Here is an 18621-nt window from a genome sequence, read left to right as displayed (position 1 = left end):
GCGGTCGCCGCGCGCCGGCCGGCTGCCGCAGGCCGCCCGTCCACGCTGCGGACGCGCAGGTCGGCGGCCACGCGGCGGACGCAGAATGGAGGCATGGTCACGGTCAGCGGGGAGAGCGCGGCCGCCGTCGTGCCCGGTGCGGGCGCCACGCCGCGGGCGAGCGGCGAATGGGCGCGCCACTGGCGCTACTCCGGGCTGCCCGGCCTCGACCTGCTGCGCGCCCGCTACGTCCGGCACTCCTTCCCCCGCCATGCGCACGACGGCTATGTCGTCTGTGCGGTCACCTCCGGCATCGAGGAGGTCGGGCTCCAGCAGGGCACCGTCCGGGCCGGTCACGGCGGCATCATCATGATCAACCCGGAGGTCGCGCACACCGCGCGGGCGGGCGCACCCGAGGGCTGGGCCTATGCGACGCTCTACCCCTCCTCCGAGGTCGTCGCCGAGATCGCCGGGGAGACCACGGCGCTGCGCGGCACCGCGGCGTTCGACGAGACGGTCGCCGAGGACCCGCACGTCGGCCACCTGATCACCGAGATCCACCGGGCCGCCGAGGCCGGCAACGCCCTCGCCGCCGACAGTCTGCTGCGGATGGCCGTCGCCCGGCTGCTGCGCCGCTACGGAGGCCCGCTCCCGTTGCGTACGCCCCGCAGCGCGGGCGCCCGGACCGCCGTCCGCGCCCGGACCGTCCTGGAGGAGCGGATGGCCGACCCGCCCTCCCTGGAGAAGCTGGCGCAGGAGCTCGGGACCAGCCCGTTCGCGCTGCTGCGGGCCTTCCGGGCCGCCTACGGCATGCCCCCGCACACCTGGCTCACCGATGCCCGGGTGCGCCGGGCCCGCAGGCTCCTGGAAGCGGGCAGCGCACCCGCCGAGGCGGCCGTCGCCGTCGGCTTCACCGACCAGCCGCACCTGAACCGGCACTTCACCCGCATCGTGGGTGTGCCGCCCGGCGCGTACCGCAAGGAGCGCTCGGCTTGAGGCGAGTGGTACGGGGAGCGCGGGGGGCGCAAGAACGTACAAGACCGCCGAGGGCGCGGGCTCCTAAGGTCCGGGGTGTGGCAGAACAGACAGACATACGCACCACGGAGCGGACCCCCGCGCCGCCGCCGGCACCGCCCGCGAAACCCGACTCCGCCGTGATCAGGGATGCACTCGGCGTCGGTATCGCCGTCGGCCTCTCCGGCTTCGCCTTCGGCGTGACCTCGGCCGGCGCCGGGCTCGGCCTCCTCCAGACCTGTGCGCTGAGCCTGCTGGTGTTCACCGGAGCCTCGCAGTTCGCCCTGGTCGGCGCGCTGGCCGCGGGCGGCAACCCATTCACCGCCGCGGCCGGCGCGTTCTTCCTGGGCGCCCGCAACGCCTTCTACGGGCTGCGGCTGTCCGCCGTCCTCGGCTACCGGGCACGGGTCAAGCCCTTCGCCGCCCACTGGGTCATCGACGAGACCTCCGCCGTCACCCTGGCCCAGCCCGACCGCCGCAGCGCCCGGCTGGGCTTCACCGTGACCGGGCTGACCCTCTACGTCCTGTGGAACCTCACCACCCTCGTCGGCGCCCTGGGCGCCGGGGCGCTCGGCGACACCGACGCCTGGGGACTGGACGCGGCCGGCCCCGCGGTCTTCCTGGCGCTGCTCGCGCCGATGGTCAAGGACACCGTCGAACGGGTCGCGGCCGGTCTCGCCGTGGTGCTGGTCATGGTCACGCTGCCCCTGCTGCCCACCGGCGTGCCCGTGCTGGTCGCCGCGCTCGCCGCGCCTGCCGTCCTCCTCGTGCAGGGGCGCCGGGAGCGGACAACCGGAGCAGAAGCGACACCGCAGGCAGGCACCGCCGCGCCGCACACGCACGCGCCCGGGGACGGGGCCGTGGAGCTCCGCAACACCACCGAGGAGGACCGGGCATGACCGTCTGGATCGCGATAGCCCTCACGGCGGTCGGCTGCTACCTGGTCAAGTACCTCGGCCTGTCGGCGCCCGCCGGTGTACTGGAGCGCCCCCTCGTCAAGCGGCTGGCGGCACTGCTGCCGGTCGCCCTGCTGGCCGCGCTCACCGCTCAGGAGACCTTCGGCGACGGCCCGCATCTGATGCTGGACGCCAAGGCCGCGGGGGTGGCCGCCGCGGCCGTCGCGCTCGTGCTGCGGGCACCGTTCCTGCTGGTCGTCGGCGTCGCGGTGGCGGTCACCGCAGGGGTACGGGCCCTGGGAGGGTGATCGCTCAGGTGAGGTGGCGCCCGTACGCCCGGAGGGTCAGCAGCGCCTTGAGCGTCACCATCGGGCGGCCCTCCAGCGCCGTCCCGGGTGCCCACACCCGCCAGTTGACCGGCCAGCCGCCGTCCTCCTCCTGGAGCGCGGTGAGGTGGTCCAGCGCCCGGTCCATCTCCTCGTCGGTGAACCAGTCGCGGGCCAGCGAGCCGGGTGCGGGGGCGAAGTCGTAGGGCAGGTGATGCTCCCCGGGGGCGTACCCCTGCGCCACGGGGACGTCCGCGGCCCGCTCCGGGTCCAGCAGCACCAGCCGCTGCTCCCGGACGAGCCGGCCGAGCCGCCGGGCCGCCGCGGCGGCCCGCGGCCGGTCCGGGGCGCCGTCCAGGAAGGCCACCGCCGCCTCGACCTCGTACGGATGGGTCTCCTCCAGCGCCTCCACGGTCGCCCAGCAGTAGTCCGTGGCCCGGAACAGCCAGGCGTGCCAGACCTCGTTGCGGTGCAGCACCCCCACCACGGGACCGGTGGCCAGCAGCGAGCTCGGCGGATCGTCGACCACGGGGATCCAGGGCGCGGCCGGATACCCGTGCTGTGAGGGGTGCAGCGCGGGCAGCGCCCCCTGCGGCGTGGAGATCTTCGTCAGATAGCGGCAGATCCGCTCCACCTGGCGGCCGTCACAGCGCCCGATCAGATCGAGGACCTTCAGGGCGTGGGCGGTGTGCAGCGGCTGGCTGACCGGGCCGCGAAGATCGGGCTCCAGGGCATGGCCGAAGCCGTCGTCGTCGTTGCGGTACGCGGCGAGTGCGGTCTCGACCGGATCGGCCCCGCCGCCGAGGAAGTGGAACTCGAAAAGCCGCTGCTCGAGCACTCGCGCGGTCAGCCAGACGAAGCGCTCGGCACGCGCCAGCGGGGGCGAAGAAGGTCTTACGTTGTCGGCCATGGCCTGACCGTAGGGCGGAAATCCCCCGGCGGCACCGGCTCGCGCCCCGCTGCCCTCCCAGGGCGGGATACTGAAGGCATGCGGTTGACGGATCTTGCGGTGGCGACGGCCGGACCCTCGTCAACGGCAGGCCGCGGGATGCCCGGTGCGCAGGGTCCGCTGTGCGCGGGCCGTGCGCCGGCGGCGCGACGTCCGAGGAGAAGCGGGGCCGCAGGTCCGCTATGCGCTGTCCGCGACATCGCCGTCCCGGGAGGCCGCGCCCTCCCGGTCCGCCGCGAGCTGGGCAGAGGCCGCGTGGAAGGCCTCCAGGCCCGCCGCGAGCCGGGCGACATCAGCGGGTTCCATGCGTTCGAGGGTGGCCGTGACATCCCGGCTCCGCGCCATCCGGTACTGCTCCAGCAGCACCCGGCCGCGCAGGCTCAGCCGCAGCTCGACCTCCCGTCGGCTGGTCGCGCTGGGGCCCCGTTCCGCGAGGCCCATGGCCTCCAGGCGGTCGCAGAGCCTGCTGACCGCCGGCGGCCGCGAGCCGAGCGCTTCGGCGAGGGTGCGCAGATTGGTGCCTTCGCGTTTCTCGATCACCAGGAGCGCGCGCAGCTGGGAGAGCGAGACCTCCGCCGAGCGTGCCGCTTCCTGCCCGCGTCCCCACAACACCTCGAGCAACTCGGAAGTGGCAAGCGCCGCCGCGCTCGCGCGCTCGTGGGAATGGGGCCGACCGGTGAAACGGGACACACGAACACTCTGTCACCCTGTGCGTCCCCTTGTCAGACCGACCCTGCCCTTGGCCCTGGACGAACGGTGTCCGCGAAACCATGACTCAACGCCTCGAAGTGGAAACAGCGCTGCGTGCCGCGGCACCGCATGCGCTGGTCGACACCCTGCAAAACCTCCTCACCACCGTCTACCGGGCCACCACCGTGCGCCTGTTCCTGACGGACTACGGCGGGACGGTGCTCAGGGCGTGCGAGCCCTCGGGGCACGGAGGGGAGTCGCTGCCCGTCTCCGACAGCCCGGAGGGGCGGGCGCTGGGGAGCCAGGAGCCCCGCGAGCAGCAGGTGCCGCAGGGGGACGCCATCGACCACCATCTTCCGGTGACGGTACGCGGCGACCGGATCGGTGTGCTGACGGTGCGGCTCCCGGGCGAGCGCTCCACGCCGGAAGTTATCGACGAGCTCAGGTACGTGGCGGACCTGCTCGGGCGCGAGATCCTCGTCGCCGAGCGCGGCACGGACGTCTACCAGCGGGCACGCCGGGCCAACCGCCTCACCCTGGCCGCGGAGATGCAGTGGCAGCTGCTGCCCGCCCGCGCGTACACCGACGACCGGTTCGCCCTCGGCGCCCAGCTGGAGCCCGCCTATGCCGTGTACGGCGACAACTTCGACTGGACGTCGGACGCCGACGAGCTGACGCTCTCCGTCACCAACGGCATGGGCGAGGGCATCGAGGCCTCGCTCCTCACCAACCTCGCCGTCAACGCCCTGCGCAACGCCCGCCGGGCGGGCGTCGGCCTCTCGGACCAGGCGGCACTGGCCGACCAGGCCGTCTACGACCACTACCGGGGCGCGGCCTATGTATCGACGCTGCTCCTGCGCATCCACCTCGCGACGGGGCGGGTGGAAGCCGTCGATGCGGGGTCGCCGCAGATGTGGCGGATGCGGGGGAAGGCGATCGAGCGCGTGGAACTCGATGCCCAGATGCCGCTCGGCATGTTCGAAGAGTCCCACTACGCACCACAGGGGTTCACGGTCGCCCCGGGGGACCGGCTGATCTTCGTGAGCGACGGGGTGTATGAGACGCTCTCGCCACCGGGCGAGAGGTATGCCGAGCGGGCGCTCGCGCGGGCCATCCACGCCACGAGCCTGTTGCCGGCCGCGATGGTGCCGCATGCGCTCCTGCGCGACGTGGCCGATTACCGTGATGCGGAGTCGTTGGACGACGCTTTGGTGCTATGTCTTGACTGGTTCGGTGACGGTCACTGTTGAGCGGAGATCCTTTTCGGTCTCTTCGCCGGGGGTGTGACCGATGGCGGAGGGGCCGGCGCCGGCGGTCGTGCCTGGGTACGCGGCGGCCGGGCCCCAGGGGGAGGCAACCGTACGAATTCGGATCCCGGGCCGCTCGCTGCGCCGGCGGGTGAAGCGCGGGCCCGTGGGTACCGGCCCCTGATCGTGCTCGCTAACATTTGCCGGGCGACAACTGTTAACGGTGTGCGGGTCGGCCCGGCCGCAACCGCAGGGCGAGCCGGCCCGAGGCAGTCACCCGCGCCGGCCGGACCGAAAGGACGACGAGTTGGAACCCGCTGAGGTTGCCGCACGCGAGCGCGTCACGAGCGTGCTGCGCGAAGAGGCCGATGACATCTCGGACCGCTGGGTGCAGTTGCAGCTGGCGCAGCCGAGCCTGAACGGGGAAGTGAGCGAGGCCGAGCTGGGAGAGGAAGCCGACGCCCTGGTCGGCGCGCTGCTCTCCGGCCTGGACCGCGGCTTGCCGGTGGAACGCGTGGTCACCTCCGACGAGGAGATACACCGTGCCGTTTCCGAATTCTCCCTGCGCCGTGCCCGCAGGGGGGTGTCGCCGACCGCCACGTCGCTGGCCGTGCTGTCGCTCAAAGAAGCCCTGCTCAAGGCCGTTCAGCGGCGGTCCCGCGACGGGGAGGACCTCTTTCACAGCGCGGTGCTGATCAACCGCCTCCTGGACGGTGCCGGGGCCCTCTCCTTCGAGATCTTCGTGGAGGGCCGCGAAGAAATCATCCGTCGCCAGAGCCAGCAGCTGCTGGAGGTGTCCACCCCGGTGGTCCGGCTGTGGCGCCAGGTTCTGGCCGTTCCGCTGATCGGCACCCTGGACACCGCACGCACCCAGGTGGTGATGGAGAACGTGCTCCAGGCCATCCAGGAGCACGAGGCGCTGGTCGCCATCATCGACATCACCGGCGTACCCACCGTCGACACCGCTGTCGCCCAGCATCTGATGCACACGGTCAATGCGGTGCGTCTGATGGGCGCGGACTGCATCATCAGCGGCATCCGGCCGCCGATCGCCCAGACCATCGCCCAGCTCGGTATCGATCTGTCGACCATCATGACCCGGGCCACCCTCGCCGACGCCCTGGGAGAGGCCGTGAAACTCACCGACGCGGTTCCGTCGACCTCCGCCCCTCTGGCACAGCGGTGAACATCCCCGCCTCGGCCGGTGTGCCGATTCTGCGACTGGGCGACGTCCTGGTCACCGGGCTCCTCAACGAACTCGACGACAAAACGGCCGTGGCCTTCACCGACGAGCTCACCGCACGCATCACGAGCGACCGTGCCCGTGGTGTGCTCATCGACGTCTCCCGGCTGGAAATCGTCGATTCCTTCGTGGCCCGTACTTTGATGGAGCTGGCCACCATGGCGCGGCTGCTCGGTGCCCGGGTGATCGTTGCCGGGATGCGGCCGCCGGTCGCCATCACACTGGTCGAGCTGGGCCTCCAGCTGACCGGGGTGGAAACGGCACTCAACGCCGAGCAAGGCATGGTCGCGCTGGGCTGGCATCAGAGCCGGCAGCCGTCCGAGGGGGTCCTGCGTGAGTTCCGCACGGAGTAGTGACCACGCGGTGGGCCTTGCCACGGCCGCCCGGGACGTCGCCGACGCCGGGGGCAACAGGTCGGTGCACCAGGTGCGGACCGAAGAGGACCTGCTGACCGTCCGTCACGCCGTACGGGCCGCCACCGTGCGGGCCGGCTTCAGCATCGTCGACCAGACGCGGGTGGTCACCGCGGCCAGTGAGCTGGCACGTAACGCCTACATCCACGGCGGAGGGGGCACCGTCACCATCGACTACCTCATGTCGCGCGGCACCACGGGACTCCGTCTGACGATCACCGACGACGGGCCCGGCATCGCGGATGTCGGCGCGGCGCTGACCGATGGCTTCACCACCGGCGCAGGCCTCGGCCACGGCCTGGGCGGTGCCCGGCGGCTGATGACCGACTTCGAGCTCCAGACGGTTCCGGGCCGGGGCACGACCGTGATCGCCACGCGATGGGCGAGTCGTTGACCCACCCCGACCCCCAGCCGACGGCACATATCGCTGTGGACCACTACAGCGCCGTTCATCTCGCCGCCGAAACGGCCCGGTCGGTCGCCGAGCGGTGCCGGCTGCCGGGAGCACTGCCCGACCGGGCCGCCGTCATCGCCTCGGAGCTGGCCAGCAATCTGGCCAACCATGCGACCAACGGTGCGCTGTTCATCCAGCCGCTGCCCCTCGGCGGCGGCATGGAGATCTTCGCTGCGGACCACGGGCCCGGCATCGGCGAACTACAGCAGTGCCTCACCGACGGCTACACCACCAGCGACACCCTCGGCGCCGGCCTGGGAGCCGTGAAACGGATAGCCACCACCCTCACCATCCGCACCGAGCCCGGGGCCGGCACCCTCGTCTGTGCCCGCCTCACCGCGCCCGACGAGACCGCGTCGGCCGACGCGGAGGTGGGCGCCATCTGCGTACCCGCGGACGAGGAACAGACCAGCGGCGACGCCTGCGCCATCGTCGATCACGGCCCGGCCCGCACCGCGGTCGTCGTGGACGGCCTCGGCCACGGACCGCAGGCGGCCGAGGCCGCCCAGGTGGCGCTGCGGTCCTTCCACCGTGCGCCGGACAGTCCGCTGCCCGAACTGCTCACCGCCTTCCACCGCGCGCTGCGCCGCACCCGCGGGGCGGCCGTCGGCCTGCTGCGCCTGCACCCCGGCCGAGCGGAGTACTGCGGTATCGGCAACGTACGCGTCGTGACGCTGACCCCGCTCGACCTGAGCAACCGCCTGAGCGGTCAGCCGGGTATAGCGGGGCTGAACATGACGCCACCGAGGGTGCGCGCCTTCCCCGTACCGGCGGGCGGTACCGTACTTCTCCACTCCGACGGCATCGACCACCGCTGGGCCCAGGCGCCCTCACCCTTCGTGCACCGCCTGCCCCCGCCGCTGCTCGTCGCGTCCCTTGCCCACAGCCACCGCGTCCCCCGCGACGATGCCACCGTGCTCGCCGCCCGTCCCCGCCAGAGACTTCCGTGACCCCCCACACCTTCCACGACCTGTCGGACCTGCGCCGCGCCGTACGACGGATCTGCGCAGCACACCGGCTTCCCTCCCGGACCGGAGGGCGCCTGGTGCTCTCCGTGGCCCAGGCGGCCGGTGCCGTCCTGCGGGCCGGCGGCCCCGTCCGCCTCGAGGCCGCCGAGCGGTCCGCCCCGGGCGGCACCACCCTGCTGGCTGTCATCCTGCGGGCCGCAGAGGCACCTGCACCGCTGAGCACGGCCGGCCTCCCGCTGCCGGGCCGGGCGACACCCGACGGCGTGGCCTGGCACCTGCCCCTCGGGGAGCCCCAGGATCCGCCGCCCGCCGCGCCGCTTCCCGCGACGCGCGCCGGAGTGCCGTCCCAGGGCCGTCCCTGCGAGGCGGCGACCGCCGAGGTGTACGAAGCGGAGATCGCGGCGCTCGAAGGCGATCTCGGCGCGGCGCTCTCCCGCGTGGACACCCTCACCACGGAACTGCACCGCCTCAAGGACGAACTCGGCGAGACCAACAGCGGCGTTCTCGCCCTCTACGTGCAGCTGGAGGAGCGGGACGAACAACTACGGCGGGCCCACGGCCAGATCCTGCGCGAGCTGGAGGACGCACTCCGTCCCTCGCCGATCACCGTGAGCGGCCTGGAGTTCGCCGTCCACTACGAGCCGGCGGACACCGACGCGCCCACGGGGGGCGACTTCTACGACTGGCTCCACCTCCCCGACGGCACCGTGCACATCACCATCGTCGACGCGCTGGGCCATGGTGTGCGCAGCACCCGCAGCGCGCTCAATGTCACTCATGCCGTGCGCACCCTGGCGCTCGAAGGCCACCCGCTCGAATCGATCGTCGCCCGTACCCACGACATCCTGGTCCCGTTCGACCCGGAGATCATGGCGACGGTCCTGCTCGTCCGTATCCACCCCGAAACCGGCGAGCTCCGCCTGGCCAACGGCAGCCATCCGCCCGCCCTGCTGCTGCGCGCCGACGGGACCTCCGACTACCTCGAGACCCGCGGCCGGGGTATCGGCTTTCCGCTTCCGGGCAGCGAGTCCGTGCTGGCGGAGACGCTGCACGAGGGCGACCTTCTGGTGCTCTACACCGATGGTCTGACCGAGAGCCGAAGAGACCCCATCGAAGGCGAGGCACGTCTCGTCAAGAGTGCCCGCGCCCATGCCCGACGGCCGGTGGACGAGATCCCCGGCGCCGTCGCGGAGGACATGCACACCGTCATCCTGCATTCCGACGACACCCTTGCCCTTGCCGTCCGCCGGCCCCCGCGAGACGCCCCGGCGGCGAAGGCGAAGGCGGACGGGTGAACTGCCCGCCCGCGCCGCCGCCGCTTCGCGCCACGGGGCGACGGGGACAGGCGGCCTGCGGCATCCTGACGCGTCCGGGGAGCGCCGACCTCGGGGCCGCCAAGTGTCCTGTTCCGCGTCGGCTCCGTTGGGTAGACGCCTCACGAACACCTGAGGACGCTTCATGCACACCAGCCGAACGAGGAGTTCGACCGACCGGGGTGAAAAGAGCTTATGCACCAACCACTTGCGACTGAGGACCCCTCGTCACAGCCGGCCCGGAGCGTCTGCCGTCCGGGGACGGCGGCGGACGCCCGGGACTGCGCCAGGGGCTTCGTCGATCTGCTCCATCCGGCGCCGACCGCACACACCATCCAGAACCTGCTCCTGCTGGTGTCCGAGCTGGTGGCCAACGCGCTCCGGCACGCGGGCGCCGTCACGGCTCTGCGTCTGACCGCGGATCACGAGAGCATCCAGGTCCACGTCGAGGACCCCAGCTCCGCCCGGCCGGAGGGACGCAGCCCCGATCTGACCGGCCGCGGCGGCGGCTTCGGCTGGCCCATGGTGCACACGCTCGCCCGCGATGTCACCGTCCGGCCCTGCCCCGGCGGCGGCAAGGTCGTGCAGGCGGCCCTGTCCCGCTGAGCCCGGCACGGCCGCCTGCGTACGGGAGGACGGGGAGGCCGTGTGATCCAGAGAGAAGCAGGCAGGGCACAGGGAGCGGGCGCGTGTGCAGGAGCCTCGGACGGTGCTCCGGGCCGGCCCGCCGTGTGCACCGCACCTGTCGTCGCCCAGTGGGAACGGGATGCGCCCATGCAACGCCACAGCGCCGAACCGCCGTCGGAGACACTGCGCGAGGCGGCGGAACAACTGGCCGTCGCCGGTGAGGCGCTCGCCGCCCTGATGAGGGACGCGGCCGCCCCGGTGGAACCACGGCCTTCCCCGCACGGCCTGAAAGTGATGTCCGTCGTATCGCGCTGTCCCGGGCGGAATCTGACCGCGGTCGCCGCCGCCGTGGGCATCGGTCTGCCACGCGCCAGCCGGGTGTGCGCCGCATTGGAGTCCGCAGGTCTGCTGCTCCGCCGCCCTGCGGTCGACGACCGGCGCGAGATCGGGCTTCAGCTGAGTCCTGACGGCCGGGCCCTCCTGGAGCGCTTCCGGGCGACCCGGGTGGACCGCATGGCGGCGGTACTGCGCCGGATGCCCGCACGGGAACGGTGCGAGCTGGTCGCGGTGCTGGGCGAGCTGGCCGTTGCCGTAGCTGCCGTCAGCTCCGAACGCGGCTGAGGTTCAGGGTTCCACGGCCTTGCCGACGGTCTCGTACAGGGGCAGCACCGTGTCGAGTCCGGTGAGCGCGAAGAGCCGTTCCAGAACGGCGGAGGGGGCGGCGAGACGCAGCGCGGTGCCCAGTGCGTCGTGCGCCCGGAGCAGGACATTGACCGTGGCGGAATCCGCAAAGGTCACCGCGGACAGGTCGACGACGACAGGGCCGTCCCCGTCCCGCGCCACCTGCTGGAGGGTCTCGTCGAGCGGGGCGACGTTGTCGAGATCGAGTTGTCCCGTGACGGCGAGAACCAGGACTCCCCGGTCCTGCCGCGTGTCGATGCCTATCGGTCGGCCTCCACTGGACTGGGGCAGCACGATGAACCTCGCTGTAGGGGCTGACGCTTCGTGGGCGAACGGGTCCTGGGTGTTCGACACGGCAAGGATAGAAGCGATAGTTGCCGTTTGACAACATTCGCCGTAAGGCAACAATCTGTTCTCGACACCTGGCAAGAGGGCCGTGCCCGGCGCGGCTTGGGAACGAGAAGCGGCCGGAGAGACCCGCTACGCGCTGTCAGAAACCCGAGCGTGGCCGCCGACGAGGAGTGGGCCGTCACCCTCATCTGCGAGTGGGGAGGATGCCGCCGCGTGGAACGCTTCGAGTCCCGCCGCACGGTGCGCGACGGCCGCCGGTTCCCTGAGATGCGTGCCCTCGTGGCTCCCGGTCACGCGAAGGGCCCGCAGTCGTGACGGCGAGGCCCCCGCCCGGCGGGACATCTCCTGACCACGCCCCCACGGTGCCTCCAGCAGCTCGGAGGTGGTGAGGGCGGCCGCACTCGCGCGCTCGCGGGGACGCGGCGAGCCAGTGAAACGGGGCACCTGGCCACTGTGTCATCCGGCGCGGTCCCAGTCAGCCCCCCGCCTTTGCGTCGTCCGTGGACGAAGAATGCCTGAGAGACCGTGACTCAACGCTGTGATGTAGAACGAGCACTGCGGGCGTCGGCCCCGCACGCTCTGGTGGACACGCTTCGTGCGGTGCTCACCCGGTGCTACGGAGCGCTCTCCGTACAGTTGCTGCTCGCGGACTACGGGGCAACGGCGCTCACGCCCTTCGACGCGCTGGGAACGTCCGGCGCCTCGATTCCCGTGGCGAACAGCGCCGAGGGCAGGGCGTTCGGGAGCCAGGAGCCCCGCCGGCAGATCCAGCAGGGCGAGGTGGTGGAACACCACCTTCCGGTATCGGTCCGCGGCGAACGCACCGGCATCCTCACCGTGCGCCTGCCCGTGGAGCGGTCCGTTCCGCACACCGTCGACGAACTCGTCCACGCCGCCGACCTGCTCGGCCACGAACTCCTGGTGGCCGAGCGCGACACCGACGTCTACCAGCGCGCGCGACGCATCAGCCGGCTCACCCTCGCCGCCGAGATGCAGTGGCAGCTGCTGCCGGCCAGGGCCTGTTCCGCCGCCGAGTACGCCATCGGCGCCCAGTTGGAGCCGGCCTACGCCATCCACGGCGACAACTACGACTGGGCCTCGGACGCCCACGAGCTGACGCTCGCCGTCACCGACGGCATGGGAACGGGCGTCAACGCCTCACTGCTGACGCACCTCGCCGTCAATGCGCTGCGCAACGCCCGCCGGGCCGGCATCGGCCTCGAAGACCAGGCGGCGCTGGCCGACCAGGCCCTCTACGCCCAATACCGCGGTGCTTCCTACGTCTCCACCCTGCTGCTGCGGTTCGACCTCGTGACCGGCCGGGTGCAGGCGGTGGACGCGGGATCACCTCAACTGTGGCGAATGCGCGGCAAGTCGGTCGAGCTCATCGATCTCGATCCGCAGATGCCGCTCGGCATGTTCGAGGAGACCCACTACGTGGCAAAGGAATTCGAGGTCCTGCCCGGCGACCGGCTCCTCATCGTCAGCGACGGGGTGTACGCGGCGGTCTCGCCCGAGGGTGAGGGGTACGCACGCCGGGCCCTGGCCCGCGCCCTCCACGCCAGCACGCTCCTTCCGGCCGCCACCGTGCCCCGCGCAGTGCTCCGGGACCTGGCCGACTACCGCGACGCGGAATCCCTGGACGACTCCTTGGTGGTGTGCATCGACTGGTTCGGCAAGACGGGCGGATAGGCGCAGGGCACCCACGACGCGCGCGGCGCGCAGCCGGGCACCGCCATCGCCGCAGTCGTCACCATCCGGGGTCCGCATCTGATCCTCCGTAACGGAACCTGTGAGAAGGACGGCCCGCCTGGGTACGCGGGCCGAGGCGGCACCGCAATGACGCAGTGGGAGCCCGAGACGGCTCACCGCCTCCTTGCCGTCCCTCGTATGGGAAAGGTGCATCATGCTCTTCCTGGTCGTAGCCCTGTTCCTCTTCGGTGTGCTGATGGGGACGGCGGGGCATGTCCCCGTACCCGTCACCGTCGTCGCCGGTGCCGCCATCGTGGCCTGGCTGGTGGTCTTCTTCGCCAGAGAGCGCCGTAAGGCGGCGAAGGGGGACGGCCGGTGACCTCCACCCGGATTCCCGTCAGGACCGGACCGCACCCCCAGGCCGACCGGATGGCCATCGCCGCGTTCGTCTGCGGTCTGCTGGGCGTGCTGGTGTTCAACATCGTCCTCGGGCCGTGCGCGGTGCTCTTCGGCGCCGCGGCCCTCTACCGGGGAACCATCCGACGCCTCCGTGCCTACCTGGGTCTGGCGTTCGGTGTCCTCGACATCGTGCTGCTCGTGGTGCTCTCCGCCCACAGCGGGACGATCAGCTGGCACCTGTAGCAGCCCCGAGGGGATTTGAGCCGGCGGAAGATACTGCAAAAAGGCCGAACGAAAAGCAGCCGAGAAAAGGATCTTGCCGTGGCCGGTCAACGCGGATGCCCCGGAAAACGGTTAAGAAACACATAAGTTCGGAAGGTTGCGGGGAATTCCGCGGGGCACACGATGCCTCGGAGGTTGATAACTATGGTTCCCCTGCTTCTCGTCCTGCTTCTCGCGCTGATTCTCTTCGGCGCCGGATTCGCCTTGAAGGCCCTGTGGGTCGTGGCGGTCATCGTGCTCGCCGTGTGGCTGCTGGGCTTCGTCCTGCGCTCCACCGGCGCAGGCGGCAAGCGTGGCCGGTGGTATCGCTGGTGAATTTATAGAGGGGCATTCTCGAAGTGCGGGTGGGGGCCGGAAACTCAAGTTTCCGGCCCCCACCCGTGTGTGAACACACTTCCACCGGATACGGCGAAAGATCCTTCAGGTTATGCGCTGCGCTCGCCGGCGGAAATCTCCGCGGCGGCAGCAAACTCAGGAATGCACCGACCGTGGCGACCGCTCTTCGCCGCTTGTCTCAGCCGGCGCCATTGCCGTGCCCGGGATATCCGCACCGTGTCCGAATTTTCCGCTCCGGGTGAGCCGGGCCGCCGGTTACCCTTCGGGCGCCCGACCGCACCGGGCATTACTCTGCGTACCTCTCCGCACGTCGTTCGCGCGGGCGGGCGCACGAGCCCACGCCACGATGGATGCTGGGTTCCACAGGGAGGTCCTCCCTGTGGAACCCCCTGAGGGGCGTGCGGGGGCGTGCGGGGGGCGTGCGGAGCAATAGACATGCAGGTCAGAGCGGGTACGGAGCGGAAAGCATGCGGTTGACGATCTTCTGGCAGCGGATGGCCGATCACTTCGGTGCGGCGTATGCCGACTCCTTCGCGCGTGACTATGTGATGTCGGACCTCGGCGGCCGGACCGTCCAGGAGGCGCTGGACGCGGGGTGGAGTGCCAAAGAGGTGTGGCGGGTGGTCTGCTCGGTGATGGATGTGCCGTCCGACAAACGCTGAGCACGGCCTGGCGCAGGGCTCTGACCTGCGAGAAGGGCGCCCCGACGGCCGGATGACGCGGGCGGGCGCCCGGGTCAGGGCCTGGGATGTCGCAGCCGTGCGCGACACTTGGCCCCGTGCCCGAGTCAGATGAGATCACCAGCAACGACGTCCCAGGCCCCGAGGACCGGTCCGCGGACCGGTCCGGTGCGCGGATGCCGCGCTGGCTGCCGCGCGCCATGGTGCTCGCACTCGCTCTGGTGGCCTGCTTCCAGCTCGCCACCTGGGGCTTCCACCAGCTGATCAGCCTGCTGCTGAACGTACTGATCGCGTTCTTCCTCGCGCTGGCCGTCGAACCGGCCGTCGACTGGATGGCGGCCCGTGGCCTGCGGCGCGGCCTGGCCACCGGCCTGGTCTTCGTGAGCATCCTCGTCGTCACGGCCGGTTTCTTCGCGCTGCTGGGCTCCATGCTCGCCGGACAGATCGCCAACATGGTGGAGGAGTTCCCGCAGTATCTGGACTCCGTCATCAGCTGGATCAACAGCACGATGCACACTCACCTCTCGCGGGTCGAGGTGCAGAACAATCTGCTGAAGTCCGACTGGCTCCAGAAGTACGTCCAGGACAGCGCCAACAACGTCCTGGCTGTCTCCGCGACGGTGCTGGGCAGCCTGTTCAACCTGCTGACGGTGGCGCTGTTCTCGTTCTACTTCGCCGCCGACGGCCCCCGGCTGCGCCGCGCCCTGTGCTCGGTCCTCCCGCCGCACCGCCAGACTGAGGTGCTGCGCGCCTGGGAGATCGCCGTCGCCAAGACCGGCGGCTATCTCTACTCCCGCGGTCTGATGGCGCTGATCTCCGGCTTCGCGCACTATGTCCTGCTGGAGATCCTGGGCGTGCCGTACGCCCCGGCGCTGGCCATATGGGTGGGGCTGGTCTCCCAGTTCATCCCGACCATAGGCACCTATCTCGCGGGCGCGCTGCCCATCTTGATCGCCTTCACCGTCGACCCCTGGTACGCCCTGTGGGTCTTCGGTTTCGTCGTGATCTACCAGCAGTTCGAGAACTACCTCCTACAGCCGCGGATCACCGCCAAGACGGTGGACATCCATCCCGCCGTCGCCTTCGGCTCGGTCGTCGCCGGCACGGCCCTGATGGGCGCGGTGGGCGCGCTGATCGCGATCCCGGCGACGGCGACGCTTCAGGCGTTCCTCGGTGCGTACGTCAAGCGGTACGAGGTCCCCGACGACCTGCGGGTCCGCGGCAGGAGCAGGCGCGGGGCCAGGGCCCTGGCCCGTGTCCGGCGGACCCTGCGCGACGAGCAGCCGTCGGCCCCGCTGGAGGACCGGAAGGCGGACGGCGACGTCCAGGAGGACGGCCAGGGGGTCCGCTGACCCCGCGGGCCCGGAGGCCCCGCCGGGTGCCGCTGCCGCACGGCGCTGCTGACGCACGGCCGGGGCGGCCGACGGCCCCGGCGACCCGTCGGCGACGCGAGTGCGGGCCGCTTGACGCCGAAGCGGGTCGCTTGACACCGAAATCGAACATCCATTCTCATGGGAGATCTGGCCTGTGTCCTCGGGATTTTCGCGGAGTTATCCACAGGTCGGAGCCGGGTCCGGGCGCATTGTCAGTGGCAGGCATTAGCGTCATGGACGTGAAGCGATCGACTCAAGCAAATCGGGTGGAACCCATGGCAGGCACCGACCGCGAGAAGGCGCTGGACGCCGCACTCGCACAGATTGAACGGCAATTCGGCAAGGGCGCCGTGATGCGCATGGGGGAGCGGCCGAACGAACCCATCGAGGTCATTCCGACCGGCTCCACCGCGCTTGACGTCGCGCTCGGCGTCGGCGGCATCCCCCGCGGCCGCGTGGTCGAGGTCTACGGCCCGGAGTCCTCCGGTAAGACGACCCTGACCCTGCACGCCGTCGCGAACGCCCAGAAGGCCGGCGGCTCCGTCGCGTTCATCGACGCCGAGCACGCCCTCGACCCCGAGTACGCCAAGAAGCTCGGCGTGGACACCGACGCCCTGATCCTGTCCCAGCCGGACAACGGCGAGCAGGCCCTGGAGATCACGGACATGCTGGTCCGCTCCGGCGCGCTCGACCTCATCGTGATCGACTCCGTCGCCGCCCTGGTGCCGCGGGCCGAGATCGAGGGCGAGATGGGCGACTCCCACGTCGGCCTCCAGGCCCGGCTGATGAGCCAGGCACTGCGCAAGATCACCAGCGCGCTCAACCAGTCCAAGACCACCGCGATCTTCATCAACCAGCTCCGCGAGAAGATCGGCGTGATGTTCGGCTCGCCGGAGACCACGACCGGTGGCCGTGCGCTGAAGTTCTACGCCTCGGTGCGCCTCGACATCCGCCGCATCGAAACCCTCAAGGACGGCACGGACGCGGTCGGCAACCGCACCCGCGTCAAGGTCGTCAAGAACAAGGTCGCGCCGCCCTTCAAGCAGGCCGAGTTCGACATCCTCTACGGCCAGGGCATCAGCCGTGAGGGCGGCCTGATCGACATGGGGGTGGAGCACGGCTTCATCCGCAAGTCCGGCGCTTGGTACACCTACGAAGGCGACCAGCTCGGCCAGGGCAAGGAGAACTCCCGCAACTTCCTCAAGGACAACCCGGATCTCGCCAACGAGATCGAAAAGAAGGTCAAGGAAAAGCTCGGTATCGGCGTGAAGCCGCAGGAGCCGACGGTGGAGCCCGGCGCGGATGCCGCGGTGGCGGCGGGCGAACCGGCCGTCGCAGCCCCGGCACCGGCGGCCAAGGCCGCCAAGGGCTCCAAGGCCGCCGCGGCCAAGAGCTAGCCCGCCATGACGCGGCGAACGGAATGGCCGGGCAGCGAGGACGACACCCACAGCGCTCCCGGCGACACCGAGCCCCGTCAGGGCCGCAGGGGCCGTCATGGCCGGGAGAACAGCGGTGGTCCCGACTCGTCGAGGGCCGAATCGGGACCACCGCGTACGCCCGAGGAGCAGGCACGGGCCATCTGCCTGCGCCTGCTCACCGGGAACCCGCGTACGCGCAAGCAGCTCGGGGACGCACTGCGGCAGCGGGGCATCCCCGAGGAGGCCGCGGAGGAGGTGCTCTCCCGCTTCGAGGAGGTCGGACTGATCGACGACGCGGCCTTCGCGGACGCCTGGGTGGAGTCCCGCCACCATGGGCGTGGCCTGGCCCGCCGCGCTCTGGCCCGTGAACTGCGCACCAAGGGTGTGGACTCCGCCCTCATCGATGTGGCCGTCGGCCGCCTCGACTCCGAACAGGAGGAGTCCACCGCTCGCGAGCTGGTCGACCGCAAACTCCGCTCCACCCGGGGCCTGGACCGCGAAAAGCGCCTCCGCCGGCTGGCCGGAATGCTGGCCCGCAAGGGCTACGCGGAGGGCCTCGCCCTCCGCGTCGTCAAACAGACCCTGGAAGAGGAAGGCGAGGATCCGGACCTTCTGGAGGAGCACTACCTGCCGGACGCGTGAGGAACCGGGCCCCACGGCGGCAGGATGACGATCACGAGGGCAGGTCCGGGCACCACGGCCAAGAGCAGGGGCCGGGGGGCCGAGTGCCGCGCCACGGGGCCGAGGGGCGTTCGGGGTAACCCGAGGCCAGGCAGGACGGGGCAACCCGGGGCTAGGGGGCAACGCGGGGCCGGGTGGGACAAACCGGGGGGCGTGCCGGGGCGGGGTGAGCCGTGGCAAGCCGAGGCTGGACTGAACATCCGGGGCCGGGTGGCGTAACCCGAGGCAAGCGGGTAATCCGGGCTGGGCTGGGCGTCCCAGAGCTGAGCTGGACATCCCGGGGGCCGGGTGGGGCAAACCGGGCAATCCGGTGTCGGGCGGGTGGCCCGGGGCCGGGCGAGGCGCCACCGGACTGGGTGTGACGAACCGGGGCAGGGCGAGACGCCACCGGACCGGACGTGACAAACCGGGCCGGGCGGGCATCCCAGGGCACGGGCTGGGCTCCCCGGGCCAGACGGATAACCCGGTGCCGGGCGCGCCGCCACGGCTGGGCGACGACTGCACGCTGTGGCGCGCGGCGACGATGACGGTGGTGCAGCTGCTGGTGCTGGGCCGCGAAGGCAATTCGGGGTGGGTGGGGTGGGGGAGAGGTGGGGGAGAGGTGGGGGC

Annotated in this window: 23 protein-coding genes; 20 read left to right on the top strand and 3 right to left on the bottom strand. The window is 71.3% G+C overall.

What is annotated here, in order from left to right; all coding sequences use genetic code 11:
• The first annotated feature begins 93 nt into the window (after nucleotides 1–93).
• The 3 genes from IF67_RS0135535 to IF67_RS0135525 all read left to right on the top strand — a co-directional run bounded on the left by IF67_RS0135535 (nucleotide 94) and on the right by IF67_RS0135525 (nucleotide 2197).
• Nucleotides 94–975, top strand: a complete 882-nt coding sequence (locus IF67_RS0135535; RefSeq protein ID WP_051818968.1) for an AraC family transcriptional regulator — start codon at nucleotides 94–96, stop codon at nucleotides 973–975.
• 77 nt (nucleotides 976–1052) lie between these two features.
• Complete coding sequence (locus IF67_RS0135530; RefSeq protein WP_030992771.1) at nucleotides 1053–1892, top strand: AzlC family ABC transporter permease; 840 nt, start codon at nucleotides 1053–1055, stop codon at nucleotides 1890–1892.
• Nucleotides 1889–2197, top strand: coding sequence for an AzlD domain-containing protein (locus tag IF67_RS0135525; RefSeq protein ID WP_030992770.1), 309 nt, complete (start codon nucleotides 1889–1891; stop codon nucleotides 2195–2197). Before IF67_RS0135530 ends, IF67_RS0135525 begins: the two co-directional genes overlap by 4 nt.
• 4 nt (nucleotides 2198–2201) lie before the next feature.
• On the opposite strand, the gene IF67_RS0135520 is transcribed toward IF67_RS0135525, so the two are convergent.
• Both IF67_RS0135520 and IF67_RS0135515 read right to left on the bottom strand, forming a co-directional pair.
• Nucleotides 2202–3125: a hypothetical protein gene (locus IF67_RS0135520; RefSeq protein WP_030992769.1), complete on the bottom strand. Its 924-nt coding sequence runs from the start codon at nucleotides 3123–3125 to the stop codon at nucleotides 2202–2204.
• A gap of 219 nt (nucleotides 3126–3344) precedes the next feature.
• Complete coding sequence (locus IF67_RS0135515; protein ID WP_030992768.1) at nucleotides 3345–3854, bottom strand: MarR family winged helix-turn-helix transcriptional regulator; 510 nt, start codon at nucleotides 3852–3854, stop codon at nucleotides 3345–3347.
• Between the two features lie 80 nt (nucleotides 3855–3934).
• On the opposite strand from IF67_RS0135515, the gene IF67_RS0135510 reads away from it, so the two are divergent.
• From IF67_RS0135510 to IF67_RS0135475, 8 genes are all read left to right on the top strand, one after another.
• Nucleotides 3935–5104 carry a PP2C family protein-serine/threonine phosphatase gene (locus IF67_RS0135510; RefSeq protein ID WP_030992767.1) on the top strand — a complete coding sequence of 390 codons (1170 nt, stop codon included), beginning with the start codon at nucleotides 3935–3937 and terminating at the stop codon, nucleotides 5102–5104.
• 304 nt (nucleotides 5105–5408) lie between these two features.
• Nucleotides 5409–6287, top strand: a complete 879-nt coding sequence (locus IF67_RS0135505; protein WP_030992766.1) for an STAS domain-containing protein — start codon at nucleotides 5409–5411, stop codon at nucleotides 6285–6287.
• Nucleotides 6284–6697: an STAS domain-containing protein gene (locus tag IF67_RS0135500; protein ID WP_030992765.1), complete on the top strand. Its 414-nt coding sequence runs from the start codon at nucleotides 6284–6286 to the stop codon at nucleotides 6695–6697. The genes IF67_RS0135505 and IF67_RS0135500 overlap by 4 nt, the downstream gene beginning before the upstream one ends.
• Complete coding sequence (locus tag IF67_RS0135495) at nucleotides 6678–7151, top strand: ATP-binding protein (protein ID WP_030992764.1); 474 nt, start codon at nucleotides 6678–6680, stop codon at nucleotides 7149–7151. Before IF67_RS0135500 ends, IF67_RS0135495 begins: the two co-directional genes overlap by 20 nt.
• Nucleotides 7136–8161 (top strand): SpoIIE family protein phosphatase, encoded by a 1026-nt coding sequence (locus tag IF67_RS0135490; protein WP_030992763.1) that lies wholly within the window; start codon nucleotides 7136–7138, stop codon nucleotides 8159–8161. The genes IF67_RS0135495 and IF67_RS0135490 overlap by 16 nt, the downstream gene beginning before the upstream one ends.
• Entirely contained in the window at nucleotides 8158–9474 is a 1317-nt protein-coding gene (locus IF67_RS0135485) for a PP2C family protein-serine/threonine phosphatase (RefSeq protein WP_030992762.1), read from the top strand. Before IF67_RS0135490 ends, IF67_RS0135485 begins: the two co-directional genes overlap by 4 nt.
• 213 nt (nucleotides 9475–9687) lie before the next feature.
• Nucleotides 9688–10098, top strand: coding sequence for an ATP-binding protein (locus tag IF67_RS0135480; RefSeq protein ID WP_030992760.1), 411 nt, complete (start codon nucleotides 9688–9690; stop codon nucleotides 10096–10098).
• 168 nt (nucleotides 10099–10266) lie between these two features.
• Nucleotides 10267–10740, top strand: coding sequence for a MarR family winged helix-turn-helix transcriptional regulator (locus IF67_RS0135475; protein WP_158713211.1), 474 nt, complete (start codon nucleotides 10267–10269; stop codon nucleotides 10738–10740).
• A 3-nt stretch (nucleotides 10741–10743) separates the two neighbouring features.
• Here IF67_RS0135475 and IF67_RS0135470 read toward each other — a convergent pair whose 3' ends face one another.
• Complete coding sequence (locus IF67_RS0135470; RefSeq protein WP_324608904.1) at nucleotides 10744–11154, bottom strand: STAS domain-containing protein; 411 nt, start codon at nucleotides 11152–11154, stop codon at nucleotides 10744–10746.
• Between the two features lie 150 nt (nucleotides 11155–11304).
• Between IF67_RS0135470 and IF67_RS45475 the strand changes: the two genes are divergently transcribed.
• The 9 genes from IF67_RS45475 (at nucleotide 11305) to recX (ending at nucleotide 17973) form a co-directional block, all read left to right on the top strand.
• Nucleotides 11305–11466: a hypothetical protein gene (locus tag IF67_RS45475; protein ID WP_234341560.1), complete on the top strand. Its 162-nt coding sequence runs from the start codon at nucleotides 11305–11307 to the stop codon at nucleotides 11464–11466.
• 210 nt (nucleotides 11467–11676) lie between these two features.
• Nucleotides 11677–12843, top strand: a complete 1167-nt coding sequence (locus IF67_RS0135460; protein ID WP_030992755.1) for a PP2C family protein-serine/threonine phosphatase — start codon at nucleotides 11677–11679, stop codon at nucleotides 12841–12843.
• Nucleotides 12844–13057: 214 nt separating this feature from the next.
• The gene (locus IF67_RS44470; RefSeq protein WP_030992754.1) at nucleotides 13058–13222 is read left to right on the top strand and encodes a hypothetical protein; all 165 of its coding nucleotides are present in this window, start codon (nucleotides 13058–13060) and stop codon (nucleotides 13220–13222) included.
• A complete protein-coding gene (locus IF67_RS0135450) occupies nucleotides 13219–13485 on the top strand; it encodes a hypothetical protein (RefSeq protein WP_030992752.1) in 267 nt (88 codons plus the stop codon). Before IF67_RS44470 ends, IF67_RS0135450 begins: the two co-directional genes overlap by 4 nt.
• Before the next feature lie 183 nt (nucleotides 13486–13668).
• Nucleotides 13669–13839, top strand: a complete 171-nt coding sequence (locus tag IF67_RS0135445) for a hypothetical protein (RefSeq protein WP_030992750.1) — start codon at nucleotides 13669–13671, stop codon at nucleotides 13837–13839.
• 488 nt (nucleotides 13840–14327) lie between these two features.
• Nucleotides 14328–14522, top strand: a complete 195-nt coding sequence (locus IF67_RS0135440) for a DUF3046 domain-containing protein (protein ID WP_030992749.1) — start codon at nucleotides 14328–14330, stop codon at nucleotides 14520–14522.
• 134 nt (nucleotides 14523–14656) lie between these two features.
• A complete protein-coding gene (locus IF67_RS0135435) occupies nucleotides 14657–15892 on the top strand; it encodes an AI-2E family transporter (protein WP_420708737.1) in 1236 nt (411 codons plus the stop codon).
• Between the two features lie 296 nt (nucleotides 15893–16188).
• Complete coding sequence (gene recA / locus IF67_RS0135430) at nucleotides 16189–17310, top strand: recombinase RecA (RefSeq protein WP_030992746.1); 1122 nt, start codon at nucleotides 16189–16191, stop codon at nucleotides 17308–17310.
• A gap of 6 nt (nucleotides 17311–17316) precedes the next feature.
• Nucleotides 17317–17973 (top strand): recombination regulator RecX, encoded by a 657-nt coding sequence (gene recX, locus IF67_RS0135425; protein WP_030992743.1) that lies wholly within the window; start codon nucleotides 17317–17319, stop codon nucleotides 17971–17973.
• The last annotated feature ends 648 nt before the right edge of the window (nucleotides 17974–18621 follow it).

It is taken from the genome of Streptomyces sp. NRRL S-1813 (assembly GCF_000719605.1).
Taxonomy (GTDB): Bacteria; Actinomycetota; Actinomycetes; order Streptomycetales; family Streptomycetaceae; genus Streptomyces; species Streptomyces decoyicus.
Note: the sequence above shows the minus strand (reverse complement) of the source record. Positions and strands in the feature narration are given on the sequence as shown.